The organism is Myxococcus dinghuensis, assembly GCF_024198235.1.
Taxonomy (GTDB): Bacteria; Myxococcota; Myxococcia; order Myxococcales; family Myxococcaceae; genus Myxococcus; species Myxococcus dinghuensis.
The window spans coordinates 25,549-45,973 of sequence record NZ_JAKCFB010000004.1 but is presented as its reverse complement, the minus strand read 5'-3'; the positions used below and the strand labels follow the sequence as shown (position 1 = coordinate 45,973).

Sequence of the window (20,425 nt, the reverse complement as noted above, 5' to 3'; positions counted from 1 at the left end):
GCCCAGGCTGGGGAGCCGTCAATCGCGCACCGCGCCGTGTCGAGGATGACCTCCATCCCTCCTCCGCTCCGGGGGCGGCGACAGTGGGGGGCGGGCCTTGACCTTGACACTGGTGTCAGGGACTAGCGTCCGTTCGTGGAGGACAGGATGAACATCGGAGAACTCGCCCGGCGCACGGGCTGCAGTGCGCGCTCCATCCGCCACTACGAGAAGGAGGGGTTGCTCGCCTCCCATCGGCGCGCGAATGGCTACCGGGACTTCGACGAAGAGGCGGAGCGACGGGTGCGGCAGGTGGCCCACTTCATCCGCCTGGGCTTCTCCCTGGTGGATATCGCCACGTTTCCGCGGTGCATGCTCCGCGACGTCAAGCGCGCCATCTGCCCGCAGGCGCTCGCGCTCCACCGGAAGCGATTGGCGGAGTTCGACGCGCAACTCCTGGAGCTCGCGGGGCGCAGGGAGCGGCTCGCCCGGGCCATCGCGTCCGGGGACGCCTCCCGGGAGGTGGTCGAGTGAGGACGTCATGAAGCGTCGTGACTGGCTGAAGGGGGCTCTCGTCGGGGCGGGCCTGCTCCCACTGCGTGGCTCCGTCGCCAAGACCTCCGAGCGCGGTCCGCGGCCTCGCCGCACCTTCCTCCTGGTACATGGTGCGTGGCACAACGCCCTCCACTGGTCCCGCGTCTCCGAATCCCTCTCCGCGCGAGGCCACCGGGTGGTCGCCCTCGACCTTCCTGGGCACGGCCTCCAGGCGCGCTTCCCCTCGTCCTACGTGACGGGGGATGAGGCGGGCCTCCGGGAGGAGCGCTCACCGCTGGCGGACCTCACGTTGGAGGATTGCGCCACCGCCGTGGTCACCGCGCTGGAGTCCCTGCGGCGGGCCTCGGACGGGATGAAGCCCATCCTCGTGGGACACAGCGCGGGCGGCACGGTCATCACGCGGGCGGGGGAGCTGGCCCCTCAGCACATCGGGCGTCTCGTGTACCTGGGCGCGTTCTGCCCGCTGCGGCTGGGGAGCGCCAGCGCCTACGGCGCGTTGCCCGAGGCGCGCACCGGCCATGGGGAGGGGTTGTTCGTCGGTGACCCGGGAAGGCTGGGCGCGGTGCGCATCAACCCGCGCGGGGGGCTCGCGTATCTGGAGGCCTTGCGCGCGGCGTACTACCAGGACGTGCCGTGGGCGGACTTCCTCCCCTTCGCGCTGTCCCTGACGCCGGACCTGCCCCTGTCGCTCTGGACCTCCAAGGTGGGCGCGACCCAGGAGCGCTGGGGGCGCATTCCTCGCAGCTACATCCGCTGTACCGAGGACCGCGCCCTGGCCCCGGCGCTCCAGTCGTTGATGATTCGCGAGGCCGACGCCTTCACGCCCGGCAATCCCTTCACCGTCGAAGCCCTGGCGACGTCGCACTCGCCGTTCGCATCCCGGCCCGAGGCGCTCGTCGCGCTCCTGGACGGGATGCGGTGACGGCCCGCCGCTATTTCCGGATGCGCACCGTGACCGAGGAGAACACCTCGATGCGCTTCCCGTCCTCCTGGATGAAGGTGCTCTTGAAGTCCACGGGCTTGAAGAAGATGCCGAGCGCCTTGTGCTCGTTCTTGGACCTGGCGTCGAACCGCGCATGCACCGCCGTGCCCATGATCATCCCCGTGCAGCCCTCGCACTTGGGCGCGCGGTACACGAACACCGTGCCGCCCTCGATGCCGTTCGTGTTGTTGATGCGCGACTTCGGCACGGCGACGAACAGCCGGTTGTTGGTCCCGGGCATCTCCCAGACGGCGCCCAGGGGGAGGTTGCTCGTGCTTTCGGCGTTGTCACCCACCGGGCGGAGGGTGACGTCGACGAAGCCGTTCGCGTCGAGGGCGGAGTTGACCTTGACGATCTCCTCCTTCTTCGTCCAACCCAGCCAGTGGAGTTGGGGGAGGTTGTAGTTGTCCGCCGAATAGATGCTCATGAACGAGCTCGAGTCGGTGCGACCGGTGACGATGCCGGTATCTGGGTCTCGCGTGGTGGCCTCCTGGAGGCCGAGGACATGCCCGACCTCGTGTGCGTAGTCCCGGAACAGGTTTCCCAAGAGGTAGGCATTGTGCGAGCCAGAGCCCGAGTTGCCGCACAAGCCCCTGGGGAGCGCGAACACCGTCACGAACGCGTTCGCGCCCGCCCTCTGTCGAGCCTGCCTCTTCGCCGCATTGCAGCCGGTGCTCGTCACCGCGACGGTCCTCGAATCGACGATTTCGAGGCTGAGTTGATTGCGAGACGCGACGGTGAAGAAGTCGGACAGCTTGCGCATGCTGTTCCGCATTTCAGCCAGCGTGGTGGCCGTGGTCCTCCCGGCGAGGGTGACGCGGACGACCTTGACGGTGTTCTTCTTGTTGATGGCCCCCAGATCGCCGTTGTAGTTCTGGACGCACGTCGGCTCGTCGGGGGTGCATTCGTAGCGGTACGGAGAGGGCGGCGCCTCGACATCCTCGATGCGCAGTGAGCGCACCTGCCCGTTGGCGCTCGCGCCGCTCTCGAACACCGTCTCGCAGAGGCTCGTGTCCGTGTCGACGGTGACGGAGTCGCCGGTACAGTTCTCGTCCGCGCTGAGCGTCACGACCTTGCCGACGGGCACGTCGACGAAGGAGGCGCCCGTGCCCTGCTCGACCGGGTAACAGCCGTTGGACGTCGTCTCCTGAATCACCGGGGCATCCCCGTCACAGGCTGCGCGCACGCGCACTCGCGGAGTGGTGGGTTCGAGGAGTCGTTCCCGCAGCGCGGTCCAATTGTCCGCCGTGCAATCGCCGGACTGGACCGCCTCGATGAAGACACCGTCCTCGAGCTCCTGATGCTCGTAGGTCCGGCACGTCTCCCACAGCTCGCTCCAATGCGTCCAGTCACACGTCCCCGCGTTGACGTACGTCTCGACGCAGGTGAGGGCCGCCTCGAGCTCCGGAGAGACGAGCGTCCGCGTGGTGGATGCAACGGGGGCCTCCGCGCGGGAGTCCCCGGGGGGCTCCTGGGGCGGTTGGGGCCCCTCGACTCCCTGACATCCCGACACCAGCGCTCCACACAACATGACGGCGGTCATGAACGGCTTCTGCATGCTTCCCCTCGCGCGGCCCGAGGCCGCGTGCCACCGCACACCATGTGCAGTGGAGCGCCGCCGGAACCCTGGGACATGCGGGACCGCTGGCTGGAGACATCCCGGTTGCGTCGCCAGTGGAGGCGTATCTAGGAATAGCGGCTATTTTTGATTTACATGAATTGTGAGGGGATGGCGATGGCGTCCCGCTCCGCGAGGTGGCGCGGCTGGCTTCCGCGCGCCTCGCGCCGGTGGAGGGACACCTGGCCACGGCGATACCGCACCACCGCCTGGTCCGAGCCCGCGGTGGAGCGGCTTCGCGCGGCCCGGTGGACCCCGGGCGCCGATTCGTCGTCCCAGGGGACCCGCCCCAGGGCTTCCTCGGGGCGGGCCGTCCTTCAAGCGCCTCGCGTCTGGCTCAGTCGGGATTGGGGCCCGCGACGCACAGGGTCGTGGAGGTGGTGTAGGCCGTCGTTTGACCCCAGCTCGTCCAGGCGCCGCACCCACAGCCCCGGTAGCCCACGATCGCCGTGCGCGCCGCGGTGGAGTAGTAGATGGTCCCGGCCGAACTCAGCGAACAGTCGGGAACCGGGTCCTCTCGCGACATCAGGTCGTCCGTCCCGGGGTCGCCCTCCAAGGGGCCACCGCAGCCAACCAGCATCACCCCCACCGCAAGCAACGCACCGCTGACGAGCCTTCCAGCTTGCATTCATGCCTCCAGGGACTGCTCATGGGTTGCACGACATTCCCATTTTAGCAGTTTTGTCTGGAAGGGCAGGAGCGGGCGTGGTGCTCATTCCCAGTCCTTCGAGACATCCCGTGGAAGAGGCGGGGGGGAGGCGCGCGGAAGTAGCGTTCGGGGTGGAGCTGCTTGTCCGCGGAGATGAGGTGGTCGCCGAACTCCCGCACGTGGACCAGGGTCCTCACGTGGTCCACGGCGTATTGTCGCTCGCGTCCGTCGGTGAAGGCCTCGGTGATGCGCCCGTCCTTGAACGTGAGTCGGAAGATGAGGGAGTCCTCGCCGCACCCCCTCCGAGAGGTGATGGGTTCGGGGCGAGTGCCATCCGCCCGGACCAGGAAGTACGTCATCCGGTTGTATTTCTGATTGGGTTCCAGTCGTCCCTTGCTGCAGCGGGCCACCACCTGGGCCAACTCGCGCAGGAACAGTCGCGAGTTGGCCTCCGCCTCTGGAATCAATCCCGGCCACTTCTCCGGGGACTGGTCCACCACGGCCTTGTCGATGCTCTCGTTGAGCACCTTCGCGAGCGTCGGGCTGGGGATGTCGCCCGGTTCCGCGGGGGGCGCGAGCCGAGGCGTCAACGCCAGGTAGGTGAGGGGAATCACGGCCGCCAGCACCATCCCCCCGAGGGTGATTCCCAAGATCTGCTTCTCGCCGAGCGCTTGTTCCCGTTTCGCCATCGTTCGGTCCCCCAGGGACGAAGAGGAGGTCTAGACCTCCTCGGAGGTCTCGGTGAAGTCGTCGATGGTGGCGCCCAGGTGGGCCAAGAGGTCCCGGAGGTGCTCGACGCTCACGGGCGCGGAGTGCTCGACGGACGTGTCTTCCTTCGTCTCGACGAAGGCCTCGAGGCGCGCCAGGCCTTTCTCGGTCGCCTGCGTCACCATGCGTACTCCAACCACGAGCCAGGACGATGCCTGGTGCGCGGGACGCTCTCGTCTCCTTTCATCGTGTGTCATGTGCATCGTGACAGCGCGCCCGCGCGAGCGAAGTGCCTCCGAAGGATGAACGGATTCTCTGACTCTGGAATGGCAATCACGGGTGCGAAGTGAAGGGTGGTGGGCAGGGGGCACGCTGGCTTCGTTTCGCGCGATGGACCAGGCGGCCGCTGTCCGGGGGCTCGTCGCAGGAACTGGACCCAGGCCAGGGGGCTCCTGGGGCGGCAGAAAGCTGGAGGAGGAGCCCTCTTGGCGGCGCGCGGCCAGCGCGAGGCAGGGGATGACGGCTGTCACCCCCTTGATGACGGCAGTCATCAGGGGCGGGGGGGGCCGCCGCACGGCTCCGTTCGCCAACCCCTCGGAATCAGGAGGGGCGCGCGGCCACTTCTGGCGACATGGGCATGGCATGTCGGGTGCAATCGGACAGGACATCGCTGGACCGACCCCCGCCGCACTTCATCGAGGAGTCCACCATGGCCGCCCCCCGCATTGGCAAGACGCTGTCCCGCTCCGCGACCCTGCCGTCCCCCTCGCTGTCGCAGCCCAAGCCGCCGGCGCGCGCCAACACCCTCCCGGCCTCGGCGCCCTCCACGTCGACCGTCAAGCCGGCGGCGACGCGGCCCGCCGCGAGCGCGCCCGCGGCCACGGAGGCGCGTCCGCCGAAGCACGCGGGCATGCCCGAGGGTGGGCCCTCCTACAGCCCCTGGGAGAAGACCACGGGCGCGGCTTCGGACGTGATGGTGAGCGGCGGTGACAACAAGCTCACGGCGCCTGCGGCGGCCCGGCAGGACCTGCTCGTCGACAAGCCGGGCCGTCCCTTCCAGAAGGACACCTTCGGTGGCGGCACGCTGAGCGGGAACGTGGGCTCCATGCAGGCCTCCACCACGCGCTACAGCGGCGACGGCGTGCACCACTACTCGGCGCAGGCCGAGCTGAACGGTCCCCACGCCGCCTTCGGGCTGCAGAAGACGCACGCGGGGCGGCTGGGGGTGACGAGCGGTCAGGTCACCGCCGAGGCCAATACCCTCAAGGCGCAGGCCCAGGCCGGCGTGTCGCTCGACCGGAACGAGCACGCGTACACGGCCGCGCTGACGGCCAAGGCGGAGACGGGCGTGGGCGTCACGGCGAGCGCGAGCCACGACTTCAACCGTCACGTGGGCGGATACGTCAAGGGCGAGGCCAAGGCCTCCGCCACCGCCTACGCGGAGGGCGTGGCCAGCCTGGACCCGAAGACGGCCACGGCGATGGTCTCCGGCCAGGTGGGCGCCGCCGCGACGGCGGGCGCGTACGCCACGGCGGGCGGGCACGTGGGCCGGCTGCACGGCTCGGTGACCGCGGGTGCGGTCGCGGGCGCCGCGGCCCAGGCGGGTGGCAAGGTCGGCCTGGAGAATGGCTTCCTCAAGCAGTCCGCGGACGTCAACGCCGCCGCGGGCGTGGGCACCCACCTGAAGACGGACGTGGCCGTCGACCTGCGTCACCACATCAAGCCGGGCATCGCGTCCGGTCTGCGTCCCGCCGCCGCCGCCGGCCTGGGCGTGGCGGCCCCCTCGGTGGCGCTCGCCCCGGAGAAGTCCCGCGTGGAGAACTTCTTCTCCAAGGTCTTCCACCAGTCCTGAGACGTGCCTCGGGGCGGCGGCTTCGAGCGCCGCCGCCCTCGGCTCTGGAAGTGGAGCGCTCGGAACGCGGCGTTCCCCATCCGTCACGGTGGGGGGATACGCCCGCTGCGGACGAGCGCGACTGCGCGGTGGCCAGGCTCCAGGCTGTCGGGCCGTCGCCGCGCCCGGGGTGACGCTCCGGCGGGTCCTGGAGTCGGACCCGTCAGGAGCTCACCGCGCTCGTGTCCCCGGCTCGGAGGCTTCAGTAAGGCTTGTCGCCCTTCACCAGCCCGAACGAGGAGGCGGGGGCGGAGACGCCGTTCACCGTCGTGCCTCCATTGTGGATGGCGGGGAACATGGGCTGCATGTTCTGCGGGAACCCGAAGGCCGGCTGGGTGAGCGCGCCGAGGCGGTCGAGCTGGGCGGGGGTCAGCTTCACGTCGAGCGCGCCCACGTTGTCCTCCAGCTGTGACAGCCGCCGTGCGCCGATGATGATGGAGCTCACGCCCGGCTGGGCATGGACCCAGGCCAGGGCCACGCGCGCCACGGTGCTGTCCTGCTCACGGGCGATGGCCGCGAGGGCGTCGATGAGGGCGTAGGTCTTCTCGTTCAGGAACGGCTCGAGGAACATGCCCCGGTCGCCCTTCTGCTGCCCGGCGTTCGCGCGGGTGTACTTGCCGCTGAGCGCTCCGCTCTTGAGGGGCGACCACGGGGTGATGCCGAGCCCGAGCTCGAGGGCCATGGGCACGAGCTCCTGCTCGACGCTGCGCTCGAGCAGGGAGTATTCGATCTGCAGCCCGATGAAGGAGGACCACCCGCGGAAGTGCGCCATCACGTTCGCCTGGGCGATCTTCCACGCGGGCGTGTCCGAGACGCCGAGGTAGCGCACCTTGCCGGCCCGCACGAGGTCCTCCAGCGCGGCCATCGTCTCCTCGATGGGCGTGTGGACGTCCCAGTTGTGCAGCCAGTAGAGGTCGATGTAGTCCGTCTGCAGGCGGCGGAGCGAGTTCTCGCAGGCCGCGACGATGGACTTGCGGCCCGAGCCGCCGCCGTTCGGGTCCCCCGGATAGAGGTTGCCGCTGAACTTCGTCGCGATGACGAGCCTGTCCCGGCGCGAGGGGTGGCGCCCCACGTGGTCGCCGATGATCTTCTCGGAGTGGCTCTTCGTGTAGAAGTTCGCGGTGTCGATGAAGTTGCCGCCGAGCGCGACGTACCGGTCGATGATCTGCTGGGACTCCTCGACGCTCGACCCCCATCCGAGGTCTTCACCGAAAGTCATGGCGCCGAGGCACAGCGGGCTCACGCGCAGTCCGGAACGGCCGAGCGTCACGTAGTGGTCGAGAGGCATGGTGGGCTCCAAGGGGTGCTACATTGTGAGGACGACGAATTAGTTCAATCTGGAACTTGGTTAATCTTGAACCAATTTCCACGCAAGGTTCCATGGCGAAAATCGACCCGGCGAAGATCTGGTCGCTCAACCACCGGCTGTTGATGTCGGTGATCTCCAGTGTCGCCACCGACATCACCGCGTTGGGGCTCGAGACGAAGGAGCTGTTCGTCCTGGCGGAGGTGGACGAGCACCCGTACCCGGCCGAGCTGGCGGCGGCCCTCTCCCTGCCCAAGCCCTCGGTGACGCTGTACGTGAAGCGGTTGGAGGCCGCGGGCTTCCTGCGCCGTGAAATTGACACCGCGGACCTGCGGCGGCACCGGCTGCAGCTGACCTCGGCTGGCCGCAAGGTGATGCAGCAGGGCACCACGATGCTCTCGGAGGCGTTCGGCGAGAGGCTCGGGCGCCTGAGCGCCGCGCAGCAGGCGGAGCTGCGGGCGCTGCTCGAAAAGATGCTTTGACCCCTCCCGTCCTGCTGGAGCGGTGAGGGGCGGACCGTCGGACGACCCTTCGTGGCCCCGTCATTCCGCTTCGTGCTGCCGCCGGTAATGGGGCGCGTCACGGGCGGCGCCGGGGTGATGCGCGCCGCGCGGATGGAGGCCGCGCGGCGTGACGCGTGCGTCGCTCAGCGCGCCCCTGGCACCCACGCGCCGTGGAACCCGGCCGGCACCCGACGCGGCAGGTGAACGGTCGCGACGGGCCCCGCCTGGATTGCGCGTGCATCGAGAATCACGAGGTCGCTGGTGTCCTTCGCCGCCCGGTAGACCATCACGAGCAGCCAGCCGTCGTCCTCGTCGATACCGCCCGGGCGGGGAACGAACACCGGCTCGCTGTTCTGGTCGTCCGTCGGCACTTCGTAGCGCGTCGTCACACGGCGCTCGTGGTCGAACCGGACCACGCCGCGCATCTCGGCGTTGGTCGGCTGCTCCACCGCGTACAGGTAGCGGTAGTCGCGACCCGTCTGGCGCTCGTTGATTCGCGGCATCTCGATTCCGCCGTCGGCGAGGGGGCCTTCGTCGACCCGGCCAGTCGCCGTGTCGATCACATAGCGCCACAACACGCCAACGGGGTTCTCGGCGAACCTGCCCGTGTTCGCGTCGAGCCGCAGGTACCAGGGATAGCGGACCACATCGAGCACGATGCATGCTTCGTCGCGGTCATACGCGTTCACGACGTGCTGGATGAAGCACGGGGTGATGCCGAACCAGCGTACATCGCCGCCATGTCGCGGAATCACGCCGATACGCGCCTGCCGGTCGTCGTGCCAGCGCAGCGGCATCCGGTGACCCTGCTTCAGCATGGAGAAGTCGTATCCGACGTTCAGGTCGAGCAGCAGGCTGTGGGTCGCGGTGATGGCGAGGTCGTGCATCATCGATGGGGCTGGCACGTCGACGGCGATGTCGACGCGCTGCACTCCCTGCGCGTCCGCGACGCCGTAGCGCAGCCACGGCGCGCGCCAGTCCGCGCGAAACGCGATGAGTTCGCCCGTCAGCGGGTCGACCTTGGGGTGCGCGGTCATCCCTCCGCCGAACCCCGCGTGCCGGAGGGGAGACCCGAGTGAATCGAGCTCGGGGGTGATGGCGAACGGTGCGCCACCCTCCGCCAGCGCCAGCAGTTCGCCGGCGTGGAGGAGGACGTTCACGTTCGGATTGGTATCGGGCAGATGAGGCGCCTGGGCGGGCGCGTGGACGTCGGCCCAGCGGCGCGTGCGAGCCCAGCGGTTCCGGTAGCGGGTCGCGCGGCCGTCCGCGAACGCGATGGCGTGCAGCATCGCCGCTTCGGGCCACCACGACAGCACGTCGTTGCCGTCGAAGCGACCGCGCAGCGGGTTCGGTCCGTTGCGTAGCAGCGTGCCGGCGAGTTCGCGCGGGATGGCTCCGGTGGAGGGGAGTTCGACGAGGTCGACCTCGTCGGGGACCGGCGCAAGTGCGCCGCGGTTCAAATCGAATGCAGTCACGATGTTGTCTCCGTCAACGGTCTTCGGTCGGCGCCGGAAGGTCGCCGCGAGCGAGCGCGAGCGCATGGTCGCGGACGTCTTCCGGCCAGCCGGCGATCAGTCCGGCCATGCGCGCCAGGTCGTTCGCGAACAGCGCGCGGGTGGCCTCCTCGAAGCCAGGGAGGTCGCCCGCGATCGCCGACATGAAGTGAAAGGCACGTGTCTGGGCGTCGCGACGCCGGTCATCCGCCGCGTGGGTGCGCCGCGCTTCCTCGACGAGCTTGCGCAACGCGACCGAGGCGCCGCCCGGCTGCGCGGCGAGCCACTCCCAGTGGCGCGGCAGCAGGGTGACCTCGCGCGCCACGACGCCGAGCTTCGGGCGGCCACGGCCGCGAGGTTCCTCCGCGCCCGAGGAGCCTGCGACGTCGCCCGGCGGAGGGGCGAAGCGCGCGCGGACCTCGGCGACCGTGCCGCGTACGTTGATGTCGATCGACCTGCCCGTCATGTCATCGAAGACCACGACCGTGCTCGCCGTCCCGTTGTCGGTGACGCGTTTGACCGCGAGGGCGACCTGCGCGAGCGGACCCGATGCGAGGCGCCGGTGGCCATCGAAGGCCGTGTAGGAGGCGAGCGGTTGTCTGGAAGGGGGCATCGAGTGGGCCTAGGGAAGTAATCAGGACGGCGCTATTTCTATCCGGGTGAAAATGACGAATCAATATCATCCGGGTAAAAATAGGGTTGACCGCTCGTGTGGTGTCTGGTCCGCCAGCACAGCGGAGGGGGGTGATTCGAGGTCCCGATGAGCCGGTGCGGTCCAGGGGGCCGCCTCCGGGCAAGTCAGCGGACGTTCGAGGCAGGATTGCCGTGAACCTGGAGGCCACATGCGGGGAACGAGCTACAGGCTCTATGGCGCGGAGATCAGCTACTTCACTGGCAAGGTGCGAGCGTACCTGCGGTGGAAGAACCTCCCGTTCGAGGAGGTCCTGGCCGACGCGAAGGTGTTCAAGGAGGTCATCCTTCCCAGGGTCGGTTTCCCCGTCATCCCCGTGGTGGTGACGCCGGAGGATGACTGCCTGCAGGACAGCACGGAGATCATCGACGCACTCGAGGCACGCCATGGCGGCCCTTCGGTCTATCCGTCCACGCCGCGTCAGCGGCTGGCCGCCCTGCTGTTGGAGACCTATGGCGACGAGTGGCTGGTGATTCCGGCCATGCACTATCGCTGGCATCACAATCGAGACTGGGTCATCCGGGAGTTCGGCGCGGTGAATGTCCCGAATACCTCCCCCGAGCAGCAACTGGAGGCCGGCGCCCGTATCGCCGAGCGCTTCGCCAGCGCGGCAGTGCTGCTGGGGGCGGAGCCGCACATGCACGTCGCGGTGGAGTCCTCCTACGAGAAACTGCTCGCCGAGCTGTCCGCGCATTTCGAGTGCATGCCGTTCTTGCTTGGAGCTCGCCCCTCGATGGGCGATTTCGGGCTGATGGGGCCGCTGTATGCCCACCAATATCGAGACCCGAAGAGCGGCGAACACATGCGCCGTGTGGCGCCATCGGTCGCGCGCTGGGTCGAACGGATGCGGAACCCCGTGCCCCTGGCCGGCGCGTTCCTCCCCGGTGACGAGCTGCCGAATACGCTGACACCCATCTTGCGCAGGATGTTCCTCGAGCAGCTCCCCGTGCTCACGGACACGTCTCGGCGGGTCCGTCGATGGATGGAGGCGCATCCCGGTGAGCCCTTGCCACGGGCGCTCGGCACGCACGCGTTCTCGTTGGAAGGCCAGGTGGGCAAGCGCATCGTTTGCCCCTACAGCCTCTGGATGTTGCAGCGAGCGCGTGACTACTACGCATCGCTCGATTCGGAGCGCCGTGCGGCCGTGGACGAGTGGCTGGATGCGCTCGGGGGACGAGCGTTCATCGAGTTCGAGGACCCGCCGCGCCTGGTCCGCGCCGGCCTCGGCGTGAGGCCGGCGTAGCCGAGGCAGGTGGCGCCGGTCTCATTGCGCTGTTCAGGGGCACCACTGAGTGACGCACTTGAGATTGATGCACGCGCCAGCGGGGCCGCAATCCAGATTTCTCAGACAATCCTTTCCGGCAGGATAGAAGGGGGTATTGCATAGGATAGAGGCCCCGATGCCACAGACGTTGTCTAGGCAGAAGAGGTACCCGCCTGGTACGTCAGGCCATGGTCCACACGGCTCACCTTGTCTGGGATAGGGACGACAGGTGTTGGTCTCCCGGGAGCAGAAGGCGAGTTCGGAGCATTCACCTGCGGTCGGATCACACGGCTCGCCTGGTGCCTTCGCAGGCCGGCACTCGTGGTCGGATGTCTCAGTCTTGACACATCGATATCCAGGCAAACACTCTGTATTGCCGCTACATGGGCCATCGGTCTTGCGCTCGATGCACCTCAATCCGGAACAAGTGAGGTTGGAGCCCGACGCGCACTGTCCCGCGTTGATGCAAGAGCCCCCCTTCGTGACAGCAGGAGTGCAGGTTTCACGGGGAAAGCAGGACGAGCCTGGGGCGCATCGATTCTGATTGTTGCAGGACTGACCGAGAGGGACGTACGGTCGGCAGACACCAGGACAGCCGGTTGAGGAATCGCACCAGCCGTCCGAGCAGTCGGCGGTACTGGCGCATGTCCCGCCTGTCTCGACCTGTGCGGTGAATGCCTGGCAACCTTCCAGCAGCGTCCATGGAGTCAGTTTCACGAGGTCCTCCAGTTCCTCGCAGGAGCGCTCACGCATGGCGGCTACACATCCGTCGAGCTTGTCGAGCAGGAATGTCTGTCTCCCGGCCAATACACTCCTCGCGATGGACGTGCATGCGGTGTCTGGGAAGATGACCGACTCGAAGGTCTCGGCGGGGCCATGGAGGCACTCTCCCGCCCGGACCGCGATTTGCCGTGCTGCCAACAGACAGGACTCGACCAACATCTGTTCCGTTCGCGCGCCCTGCTCACATGCTCCGGCATCCCCGCAGTGCTCGGTCTCCGTGCAATGGAAGTCATTCAGGCACGGCACCCCCGTGAGCTGAACGGAGCAGCCCAACCAGAGGACTCCCAACAGCATCCAGGTCATTCGCATGTCAGAAGCTCCCCTCGACGAAGAAGAGGGTGACGCTCGCGGCTCCCGCCACGCCCGCCACGCCATAGAGGATGTTGGACGTCCGCGACTTGTTGCTCGCCGAATCCCGCAGCCGGTTGACCTCGGTCCGCTCGTGCATGCGGGTGGTCAACTCCCGAGAGTCGGAGCGAGCCATGATTCCGAGCGTCACCGCTCCCGCCGCCGCGACTCCCGCGGCGCCCGCGGCGACCCAGGTCCAGGTGCGGCCACGAGTTGGCGCTTCCTCCTCGATGACGGGGACGGGGGTGGATTGCGGAGCCTCCACCACTGGAGCGACAGGGAGGAGGACCAGTTGCAACTGGATGGGTTCACCCGCGCGCACCGTCAGGTCGCGCTTCACCGGCTGATGGTTCGGGAGACTCAGCTCGAGTGCGTGCTTGCCGGCCTCGATGGGCGCGCTCCAGGGCGTCTGGCCTCGGTCCTGGCCATCCAGGCGCACCTGGGCCCCCGCGGGCTCGCTGGTCACCGAGACCAGCGGTTGGCGCATGGCCTCGAATCGGGTGTCGAGGTCCGCGATGCGCTGCTGGACACCCTCCCGGTCCTTGGCCCTGGGCTCGAGCCTCAGGTACTCGCGATAGGACGCGAGCGCCTTCTCCAGGTCCCCCAGCTTCTCGTAGCACTGACCGAGGTTGTAGAGGATCACCCCGGTGGGGAGCCGGCTGTGCGCTTCCTCGAAGGCGGCCGCCGCCTCGGCATAGCGGGCCTGTTGATAGAGCTGGCTGCCACGCTCGAAGGCACGACGTGCCGCCGCTCGGGCCGAGGCATCGGCCGCGAGAGCCTCGGTGCCTGTCAGGGCCAACGACAACACGAGGAGAAACAGGGATGCGGTTCTGGGGAGGAGGGGCATCGTCTGCTCAATCGAAGGGGTTGGGCTTGAGCTCCCGTACCCTCTTCATCCTGGATGCGGGGGGACTGGAGGCGGGCGCGACAGGCAACTTCTTCAGTGACACGTCAAGGCGTCCGCTCGGGGGTAGGCGTTCCACGGTGGCGGGCGAGTGGCCATCCAGCTCGAATCGCCAAGGGCCCCCACCGTCCACCGCGTCCAGCTCCAACGGCGTTCTTCCGAGAACGCGGCCTCCGACGCTCACCATGGCGCCCGGAGGATTGGAGACGACCAAGACGCGAGGCTGCTCCTCTGGACGCAGAGGGGCCGGACCGGGCGAGGGAGCTGGAGGTTCCACGTGGGGCGCGGCGGCCGTCACCTGGGCCGCTGGTGGCGGCGCTCGATGGGCCAGCCATCCCATCGCGACACCAACCGCGGCCAGTGCTCCCCCCGTCGCAGCCCATCGCCACCGCTTGGGTGCCGTGCCTCGTTTGGGCGGGGCGCGAGGGTGGACGGGCCGCGGGGCGGGCGTGGGGGCTGAGGGCGTGACCCGCGCCCTCGCGGACGCGTGCTTCTGCGCGCTCGGGACGAGTGCCTCCAGCTCCGCGCGGTAATGGGCCATCGTGGGTCGCTCGTGGGGCTCCTTCGCGAGCGCCTGCAGCACCAGTGCGTCCACCGCGGTCGGCAGGCCCGACTCGGGGCTGCGCCGGCTCGGAGGCTCCACCGGCGCCTCCAGGTGCAGGAGCATGGTGGCGAAGGTGTTCTCCGCCTGGAAGGGCGGGGTGCCCGTGAGCAGCTCGTACGTGAGCACGCCCAAGGCATAGACATCCGTGTACGTGTCCACGGCGTCCCCCTTGACCTGCTCGGGGGCGACGTAGTCCGCCGTGCCCAGGATGGCACCGGTCTCCGTGAGCTTCTTCCCCTGTCGGCCGCTCAGCTTGGAGAGCCCGAAGTCCACCACCTTGACGAAGTCCGGCCGTCCCTCGCGCGAGAGCACCATCACGTTCTGCGGCGTCACGTCGCGGTGGATGATTCCCCGCGAGTGCGCGGCCTCCAGCGCGCGACACACCTGGGCGAGGATGTGGACGGCCCGCCCGAGCGGAAGGCGGTGCTCGTGACGGAGCAGCGAGCCCAGGCTCTGACCCGTCAGCAACTCCATCACGTAGTAGAGTTCGCCGCTCGGGGCGCGGCCCAGGTCCGTCACGTCGACGATGTGCTCGTGGCCAATCTGGCTGGCGGCGACGGCTTCCTGCTCGAAGCGCTGGCGGAAGGTCTCGTCGCGAGACAGCTCGCCGCGCAGCACCTTCACCGCCACCCGCTTGCCGAGCCCGAGATGCTCGCCCAGGTAGACGACCCCCATACCGCCCTCACCCAACTGGGAAAGGAGACGGTAGCGCCCCTCGAGCACCATGGGGAGCAGGGGCACGCCGTCCAGGGCGCAGTAGACGACACCCTCGCCGTACTCGCTCTGGCACCTGGGGCACCTGGGCATCGTCGTGGGGGCGACCATCGTTCGGAGTCCCTCTCAGGTGGGTCAGCGCACCGCGTGCTTGCGCAGGAGCTTGATGACGTGGGCGCGGTCCACCCTGGCCTCGCGAGCCATCTGGCTCACGTTGCCTCCCGCGGCGTTCAGGCGCTGGCGCAGGTAGGTCTCCTCGAAGAAATCCAGCCACGCCTCCTTCGCGTCCTTGTACGACAGGTCCACACGCACCGAGGGCTGGCCCGGCGCGATGTGTGACGATGTCGCGCCCTGGACGAACGCCGCGTCCAGGGCGCCGGACATGGCCACGCTGCGCTCCACGAAGTTGCGCAGCTCGCGCACGTTGCCTCTCCAGGGAAGCGCCATGAGCTGGTGCAGCGTGTCCGCGCCTGGCGCGATGTAGGGGCGAGCGGGCAGCCCGAGCGTGCGGAAGGTCTCCTCCCACAGGTGCCGAAGCAACAGCGACAGGTCCTCCAGGTGGGAGCGCAGCGGGGGGACGCGGACCATGCCCACGGCGAGGCGGAAATACAGGTCCTCTCGGAATGCCCCCCGATTGACGGCGGCGCGCAGGTCCCGGTGCGTGGCGGCGACGAACCGAACGTCCACGGGGCGGAAGGTGTCCGCGCCCACGCGCTTGATCTGCCGGCGCTCCAGCGCCCGCAGCAGACGCGGCTGCATGGCCAACGGTAGCTCTCCAATCTCGTCGAGGAAGAGCGTTCCTCCATGCGCGGCTTCGAAGGCGCCTCGGCGCTCCTGGACGGCGCCGGTGAAGGAGCCCTTCTCGTGACCGAACAGCTCGCTCTCCACCAGCTCCGAGGGGATGGAGCCGCAGTCGACCACCACGAAGGGGCCGGAGCCGCGCGGGCTCTGTTGATGGAGCGCCTCGGCCACCAGCTCCTTGCCCGTGCCGCTCTCACCCTCGATGAGGATGGTGGCGTCGGTGACAGCCAGGCGCGCGAGCCGCGCGAACAAGGACCGCATCGCGACGCCTTCCCCGACGAGCTTGCCGAAGCGCGGCTCCGGATGCAGCGGCACCACGTCTTGTTCCGCCACCAAGGTGAAGCGCACGGACGTGTTGCCGAAGGCCAGCGTGGAGCCATCCACCACGTGGGCGTCCGCGATGCGGACGTGGTCCACCCGCGTGCCGTTGGTGCTGCCCAGGTCCCTGAGCCGATATCCGCCGGGCTCCCGGACCAACTCGGCATGGAAGCGGGAGACGGTGGCGTCACCGAGCACCAGGTCGTTGCCCTGGGCGCTGCCGATGGTCAGCTTCTCCGCCGAGGACGTCACCTCCTCTCCCTGCTCCGGCCCGGAGGAGACCTGGAGTTTCGCCCTCCGGACGGAGAGTCCACCTGTCAGGTCCAGGGTGGAGATGACCTCGGTCTCGTCTGACATGGCGTGCCCTCGACTCCGTGTCATTGCGTGATGTCTGCTCGGCCTCCAAGCAGGCCCGCCCCTTCATGTCTCTTCTTTGCTCACCTCGAGCAGGACGGCCGAGAAGGGGCTGCGGCCCGCGGCCTGTCGCGCCACTTCGGGCGCCGTGGCGTCCGCGGCGAGCGTCCGCGCCACCACCTCCGCCACGCACCAGGGTTGTTGGGCCTCGTCTCCGCCGCACACCGCCGCCAGCGCTCGCGCCATCTCGTTCGCCGAGGCATAGCGCTCCGCGGGATGGGGGCGCAGAGCGCGGAGCAGCACCTCGGCAAGGGTGGGGCCCGCCGCGCGCAGCAGGTCGTCCGGCGGTGCCAGCCGTGATTCGCGGACGGCGAGCAGCAACTGGGCATCCGTCTTGGCGGAGTACGGCCCCCGTCCCACCAGTGCCTCGTATAGGAGCACCGCGAGCGAGAAGAGGTCCGCCCGACCATCCAGCGGACCGCCCTGGACCTGCTCGGGGGACATGTACCGGAGCCGTCCGCGCGTGCTGCCGGGCGCGGTGCGAGAGGGCGTCCGCAGCCCCTTGGCGATGCCGAAGTCCGCCAGCTTCACGTCGCCGGTGCGCCCGAGCAGGACATTGGCCGGGCTGATGTCCCGGTGGACGATGCCCAGCGGCTCTCCCTGAGGGTCGCGCAGGCCATGGACGTGCTCCAGGGCGCGGAGCAGGCACAGCCCCACGTATCGCGCCAACGGGGGTGGCAGCACGCGGCCGTCTCCCAGGACGTGCTCCAGGTCCGCGCCGTCGACGTATTCGAGCACCAGGTAGGGGTTGCCCTGTTCCACGCCGTAGTCCAGGGCGGAGACGACGTGCCCGTGCCCGAAGGTGGCCATGAGCCGAGCCTCCTGGGCGAACATCTGCCGGTAGGTCTCCTGGGTGGCGAGTTGTGGAAGCATCCGCTTGATGGCCACTGGCTTCTCGAAGCCCTCGGGCCCGGGGAGGTCCGCCAGGAAGAGCTCCGCCATCCCGCCACGCGCCAGAAGCGCGCGCAGCCGGTAGCGGCCGAGCATCCCGAGGTCAGCCGCGTGCGCCATGGCGCCGGGCCTTCCACCATGCACGTACGCGGCGGTCCCGAGGGCTCACCACGCATGTGTCTGGTCTTTGTCGATGCTTCGCCACCTCCGCAGCATAACCCGGGAGTCCAGGAAAAGTGTGCTGAACGTGGAGGGTGCTGGATTTTGCTCTGCGGATTCATCCGGGGGAGAGGTCAGTGCTTCTCGAGGAACCTGATGGCGTTCTCGTAGCCCTGTCTCTCGCTGGGGACGCGGTTCTTGTAGTTGGGGTCGTAGTCGAACTTGCGAACTTCACTCCTCAATGCGTTGAGCAGGTCCTCCTTGCTCTTCAGCCTGCTCATCGAGAGCGGGTCGCCCAACTTGAAGTGGTCGAGAACGGTGCGCAGCGCCAGGCTTGGCTCTGGCGTGCCTTTGCCGATGGCGTTGAGGAATCCGAGGAGTTCGCTGGGCTTCATATGGGTCTGCTCTGCGGACTTCTGCAGGCCATCGAGCAGGCTGGTGTTTCCTTCGGGCATGAAGTCGGGATAGGCCTTGGCGAGCTCCTGGACGTCCTCGATGTCCAGCTTCAGGTCCTGGGTCAGCTTCTCGGCCACCGTGCCATCGCTGGCGAGGAGGACGCGCTCCAGTTCGGGATCCCCGACGGCCTCGTGCAGGAGCTTCGCGCGGTGGTCGTTGAATTTCTTCTCCTCGGCGGCGGCGAGCTTCTTCTCCTTGTCCCCGTCGATCTTGTTCCCCGCCCATTCACCAACCACGTTGATGACGCCGCCAGCTCCGTTGATGCCAGCCCCGAGCGCGCCGAGCGCCGGGACCGCTTCGATGGCGCTCCCGACCATTCCCATGAGGTCGCCGCAGAACGCCAGGGCATTGCCTGGATTGCCATCGAAGGTCTTCTCCAGATTGACCACGGCCGAGGAGAAGTTCGCGAGGACGCCGAGTCCCGGGACGAACCTCGCCGCGAAATCTGCGTGCTTCGCTGCGTTGGTGTACTGGGTCAGTTTACCCGCGTTCACCAGGGCCTTCGTCGCGCCCGCGAAGAGCTCGGTGCCTCCCTGCACTGACTTCGTGAACTCCTTGGCCATCTCGGCGTACTCGCCGTCGAGCGCTTTCTCGCCACCGTTGACGGCACTCCAGGCCACGAGGACGCCTTTCAAGAGCCCTCTTCCGAGCGCCCCCTTCCCTTCGTATTCCTCGGTCAGGTGCTTGAGGATGCCCAGCCGCTCGTCAGCGGGGACACCTCGCTCCCCGAAGCCCTGTTTGATTTTCGCGATTCCTCCCTGGAGATCGAAGAGGGGCTTGAGGTTGTTGTCCGCGAAGGGCTTGTAGTCGGCCAGCTTCTGGCTGTAGTCCTCGATGGCGCCCTGAGGGTCCTTGGGGTTCTCCGCGAGGTATTGGGCCATCCCCCCGGCGATGGCGGGTTCCATGACCTCCTTGTCGAAGTCCTTGAATCCCTCGAAGGCCGCTCGGGTGTCTGGGTTCTTCTTTATCGCGATGGCGAGGTCGATGGCGGTCTTGGCGGCGCCCGAGTTGGCGATGGTCTTGAGCGCGGTGTAGAGGTCCTTCGCGCCACTGGGATTGGTGGCGGCGCTCTTCAGGATGCCTTCTTTGTGTTTCTCGACGGTCTCGGCCAGGTTCTTCGCGGCCTGCGCCTGGGCGGCGAAGATCTTCTTGTTGTCCGGCTCGTTCATGAACTTCGAGATGAACTTCTGTTGCTGCTTGGGGGTGAGCGCCGGCCCCATGCCTGCGAGGAGCTTCTGCAGCTCCATGTTCTTGTCGTTGGCCTTCGCGTTCGCTTCGTCGTACCGAGCCTGGGCGCCGCGGATCTCGGTCCCGGCGACCCGGGGGCCCGCCCAGCCGGGTTGCATCTCGTGGGCGATGCTCTTCCACGGCCCGCTCTTCTGGGCGAGGGCGCCGATCTCCTGGTCGGTGATGATTCCCTTGGCCTTCGCGGCGTCGAGCGCGGTCAAGACGTCGTTTCGGAGTTCGCCCGCTCCCGGGTTCTTGGAGCTGTATTCGCCCTTGTCGTTCGCATCGAAGATGCTGCTGTCGAGGGGATTGCCGCTCTTGGAGAGGCGCGGGTCGACGAGCTCCTCGAGGATGCCGTCCTCCTTCGCGGACTTGACGAGCTGGGCGAGGTACTCGGGGTCGGTCCGCTTCTGCTTCACCAACTCTGTGAAGAGGCTGTTGGGCTCGCTGTTGCTCGGGCGGCGCGTGATGACCTTGTCGTAGTCCTGCGCGGCCTGCTCCGCGGAGGTCTTCTGTGGGCCATCCGCGACCATCATCTTCTGCAGTTCGGGGGAGACCTTCGCCTTGGTCAACGCGGCGGCCCGTTCGGGCGAGCCGGGCTTCGTGTCGAAGATGTCCTTGATGTGGCGGGCGGAGACGCTACCGGCCTCCTGGTAGTGCGGCTGGGCCTTCTTGAAGTCGTCCATCGACTCGTAGGACTTGTTCGTCGTCGGGTCGAGGATCTTCTCGCCCTGCCGGATGACGACGTGTCCGGATTCGCCCTCCTTGCCGGCGCGAGTGTCGTCGAGGAAGACCATCTCCGACTTCGCGCGCAGCTCCGGCGTGGCCCTGTTGGCCCAGTCGGCGGCGACGTCCAGGCAGTTCTTCTGGCCGTCCTGCGTGTCCTCCGTGAGCAGCGACGTGGCCGGAGCCTCGGCACCCAGGCGTTCGTCGAACTGCTCGCGGCGCGGCATGCACTCGAAGGCCGTGTTGGACTTGCGAGCGACCTCCGCGGCCTGCCGCGCCTGGGCCTCGGCCGCCTGGCGAGCAGCTTCCGCGGCCCGGCGAGCGGCTTCAGCCGCCGCGCGCCGGGCCTCCTCGGCGGCGCGCCGTGCTGCTGCGTCCTGCTCGCTGATGCCGTTGCTCCGACTGCCACTCGCGGGTCCAACGCTCATGAAGGGGCTCCTG

Annotated in this window: 17 protein-coding genes; 5 read left to right on the top strand and 12 right to left on the bottom strand. The window is 68.2% G+C overall.

Going from position 1 to position 20,425, the window contains the following annotated elements; translation table 11 throughout:
* Positions 1-147: 147 nt before the first annotated feature.
* On the top strand, positions 148-513 hold the full coding sequence (locus LZ198_RS07240) for a MerR family transcriptional regulator (protein ID WP_253971149.1): 366 nt from the start codon (positions 148-150) through the stop codon (positions 511-513).
* Between the two features lie 7 nt (positions 514-520).
* On the top strand, positions 521-1,456 hold the full coding sequence (locus LZ198_RS07235) for an alpha/beta fold hydrolase (RefSeq protein ID WP_253971148.1): 936 nt from the start codon (positions 521-523) through the stop codon (positions 1,454-1,456).
* A gap of 10 nt (positions 1,457-1,466) precedes the next feature.
* On the opposite strand, the gene LZ198_RS07230 is transcribed toward LZ198_RS07235, so the two are convergent.
* The 4 genes from LZ198_RS07230 to LZ198_RS07215 all read right to left on the bottom strand — a co-directional run bounded on the left by LZ198_RS07230 (position 1,467) and on the right by LZ198_RS07215 (position 4,676).
* Positions 1,467-3,074 carry a zinc metalloprotease gene (locus LZ198_RS07230; RefSeq protein WP_253971147.1) on the bottom strand — a complete coding sequence of 536 codons (1,608 nt, stop codon included), beginning with the start codon at positions 3,072-3,074 and terminating at the stop codon, positions 1,467-1,469.
* Between the two features lie 397 nt (positions 3,075-3,471).
* Positions 3,472-3,762, bottom strand: a complete 291-nt coding sequence (locus tag LZ198_RS07225) for a hypothetical protein (RefSeq protein WP_253971146.1) — start codon at positions 3,760-3,762, stop codon at positions 3,472-3,474.
* A gap of 44 nt (positions 3,763-3,806) precedes the next feature.
* On the bottom strand, positions 3,807-4,472 hold the full coding sequence (locus LZ198_RS07220) for a hypothetical protein (RefSeq protein ID WP_253971145.1): 666 nt from the start codon (positions 4,470-4,472) through the stop codon (positions 3,807-3,809).
* 30 nt (positions 4,473-4,502) lie between these two features.
* On the bottom strand, positions 4,503-4,676 hold the full coding sequence (locus LZ198_RS07215) for a hypothetical protein (RefSeq protein ID WP_253971144.1): 174 nt from the start codon (positions 4,674-4,676) through the stop codon (positions 4,503-4,505).
* Between the two features lie 524 nt (positions 4,677-5,200).
* Between LZ198_RS07215 and LZ198_RS07210 the strand changes: the two genes are divergently transcribed.
* Entirely contained in the window at positions 5,201-6,343 is a 1,143-nt protein-coding gene (locus LZ198_RS07210) for a hypothetical protein (RefSeq protein WP_253971143.1), read from the top strand.
* Between the two features lie 241 nt (positions 6,344-6,584).
* On the opposite strand, the gene LZ198_RS07205 is transcribed toward LZ198_RS07210, so the two are convergent.
* Positions 6,585-7,670 (bottom strand): aldo/keto reductase, encoded by a 1,086-nt coding sequence (locus LZ198_RS07205; RefSeq protein ID WP_253971142.1) that lies wholly within the window; start codon positions 7,668-7,670, stop codon positions 6,585-6,587.
* 92 nt (positions 7,671-7,762) lie between these two features.
* On the opposite strand from LZ198_RS07205, the gene LZ198_RS07200 reads away from it, so the two are divergent.
* Positions 7,763-8,170 carry a MarR family winged helix-turn-helix transcriptional regulator gene (locus LZ198_RS07200; RefSeq protein ID WP_253971141.1) on the top strand — a complete coding sequence of 136 codons (408 nt, stop codon included), beginning with the start codon at positions 7,763-7,765 and terminating at the stop codon, positions 8,168-8,170.
* Positions 8,171-8,334: 164 nt separating this feature from the next.
* Here LZ198_RS07200 and LZ198_RS07195 read toward each other — a convergent pair whose 3' ends face one another.
* Together LZ198_RS07195 and LZ198_RS07190 are read right to left on the bottom strand one after the other, a co-directional pair.
* On the bottom strand, positions 8,335-9,732 hold the full coding sequence (locus LZ198_RS07195; RefSeq protein ID WP_253971140.1) for a carotenoid oxygenase family protein: 1,398 nt from the start codon (positions 9,730-9,732) through the stop codon (positions 8,335-8,337).
* Positions 9,680-10,297, bottom strand: a complete 618-nt coding sequence (locus LZ198_RS07190) for a DUF2239 family protein (protein ID WP_253971139.1) — start codon at positions 10,295-10,297, stop codon at positions 9,680-9,682. Before LZ198_RS07190 ends, LZ198_RS07195 begins: the two co-directional genes overlap by 53 nt.
* A 229-nt stretch (positions 10,298-10,526) precedes the next feature.
* Between LZ198_RS07190 and LZ198_RS07185 the strand changes: the two genes are divergently transcribed.
* Positions 10,527-11,618 (top strand): glutathione S-transferase family protein, encoded by a 1,092-nt coding sequence (locus LZ198_RS07185; protein ID WP_253971138.1) that lies wholly within the window; start codon positions 10,527-10,529, stop codon positions 11,616-11,618.
* A gap of 1,114 nt (positions 11,619-12,732) precedes the next feature.
* Here LZ198_RS07185 and LZ198_RS07180 read toward each other — a convergent pair.
* The 5 genes from LZ198_RS07180 to LZ198_RS07160 form a co-directional block, all read right to left on the bottom strand.
* The gene (locus LZ198_RS07180) at positions 12,733-13,569 is read right to left on the bottom strand and encodes a PEGA domain-containing protein (RefSeq protein WP_253971137.1); all 837 of its coding nucleotides are present in this window, start codon (positions 13,567-13,569) and stop codon (positions 12,733-12,735) included.
* Positions 13,570-13,624: 55 nt separating this feature from the next.
* On the bottom strand, positions 13,625-15,103 hold the full coding sequence (locus tag LZ198_RS07175; protein ID WP_253971136.1) for a serine/threonine protein kinase: 1,479 nt from the start codon (positions 15,101-15,103) through the stop codon (positions 13,625-13,627).
* A gap of 24 nt (positions 15,104-15,127) precedes the next feature.
* Positions 15,128-16,468, bottom strand: coding sequence for a sigma 54-interacting transcriptional regulator (locus tag LZ198_RS07170; RefSeq protein ID WP_253971135.1), 1,341 nt, complete (start codon positions 16,466-16,468; stop codon positions 15,128-15,130).
* Positions 16,469-16,531: 63 nt separating this feature from the next.
* Positions 16,532-17,536 (bottom strand): serine/threonine-protein kinase, encoded by a 1,005-nt coding sequence (locus tag LZ198_RS07165; RefSeq protein WP_253971134.1) that lies wholly within the window; start codon positions 17,534-17,536, stop codon positions 16,532-16,534.
* A gap of 173 nt (positions 17,537-17,709) precedes the next feature.
* Positions 17,710-20,412 carry a hypothetical protein gene (locus LZ198_RS07160; protein WP_253971133.1) on the bottom strand — a complete coding sequence of 901 codons (2,703 nt, stop codon included), beginning with the start codon at positions 20,410-20,412 and terminating at the stop codon, positions 17,710-17,712.
* Positions 20,413-20,425 lie beyond the last annotated feature (13 nt).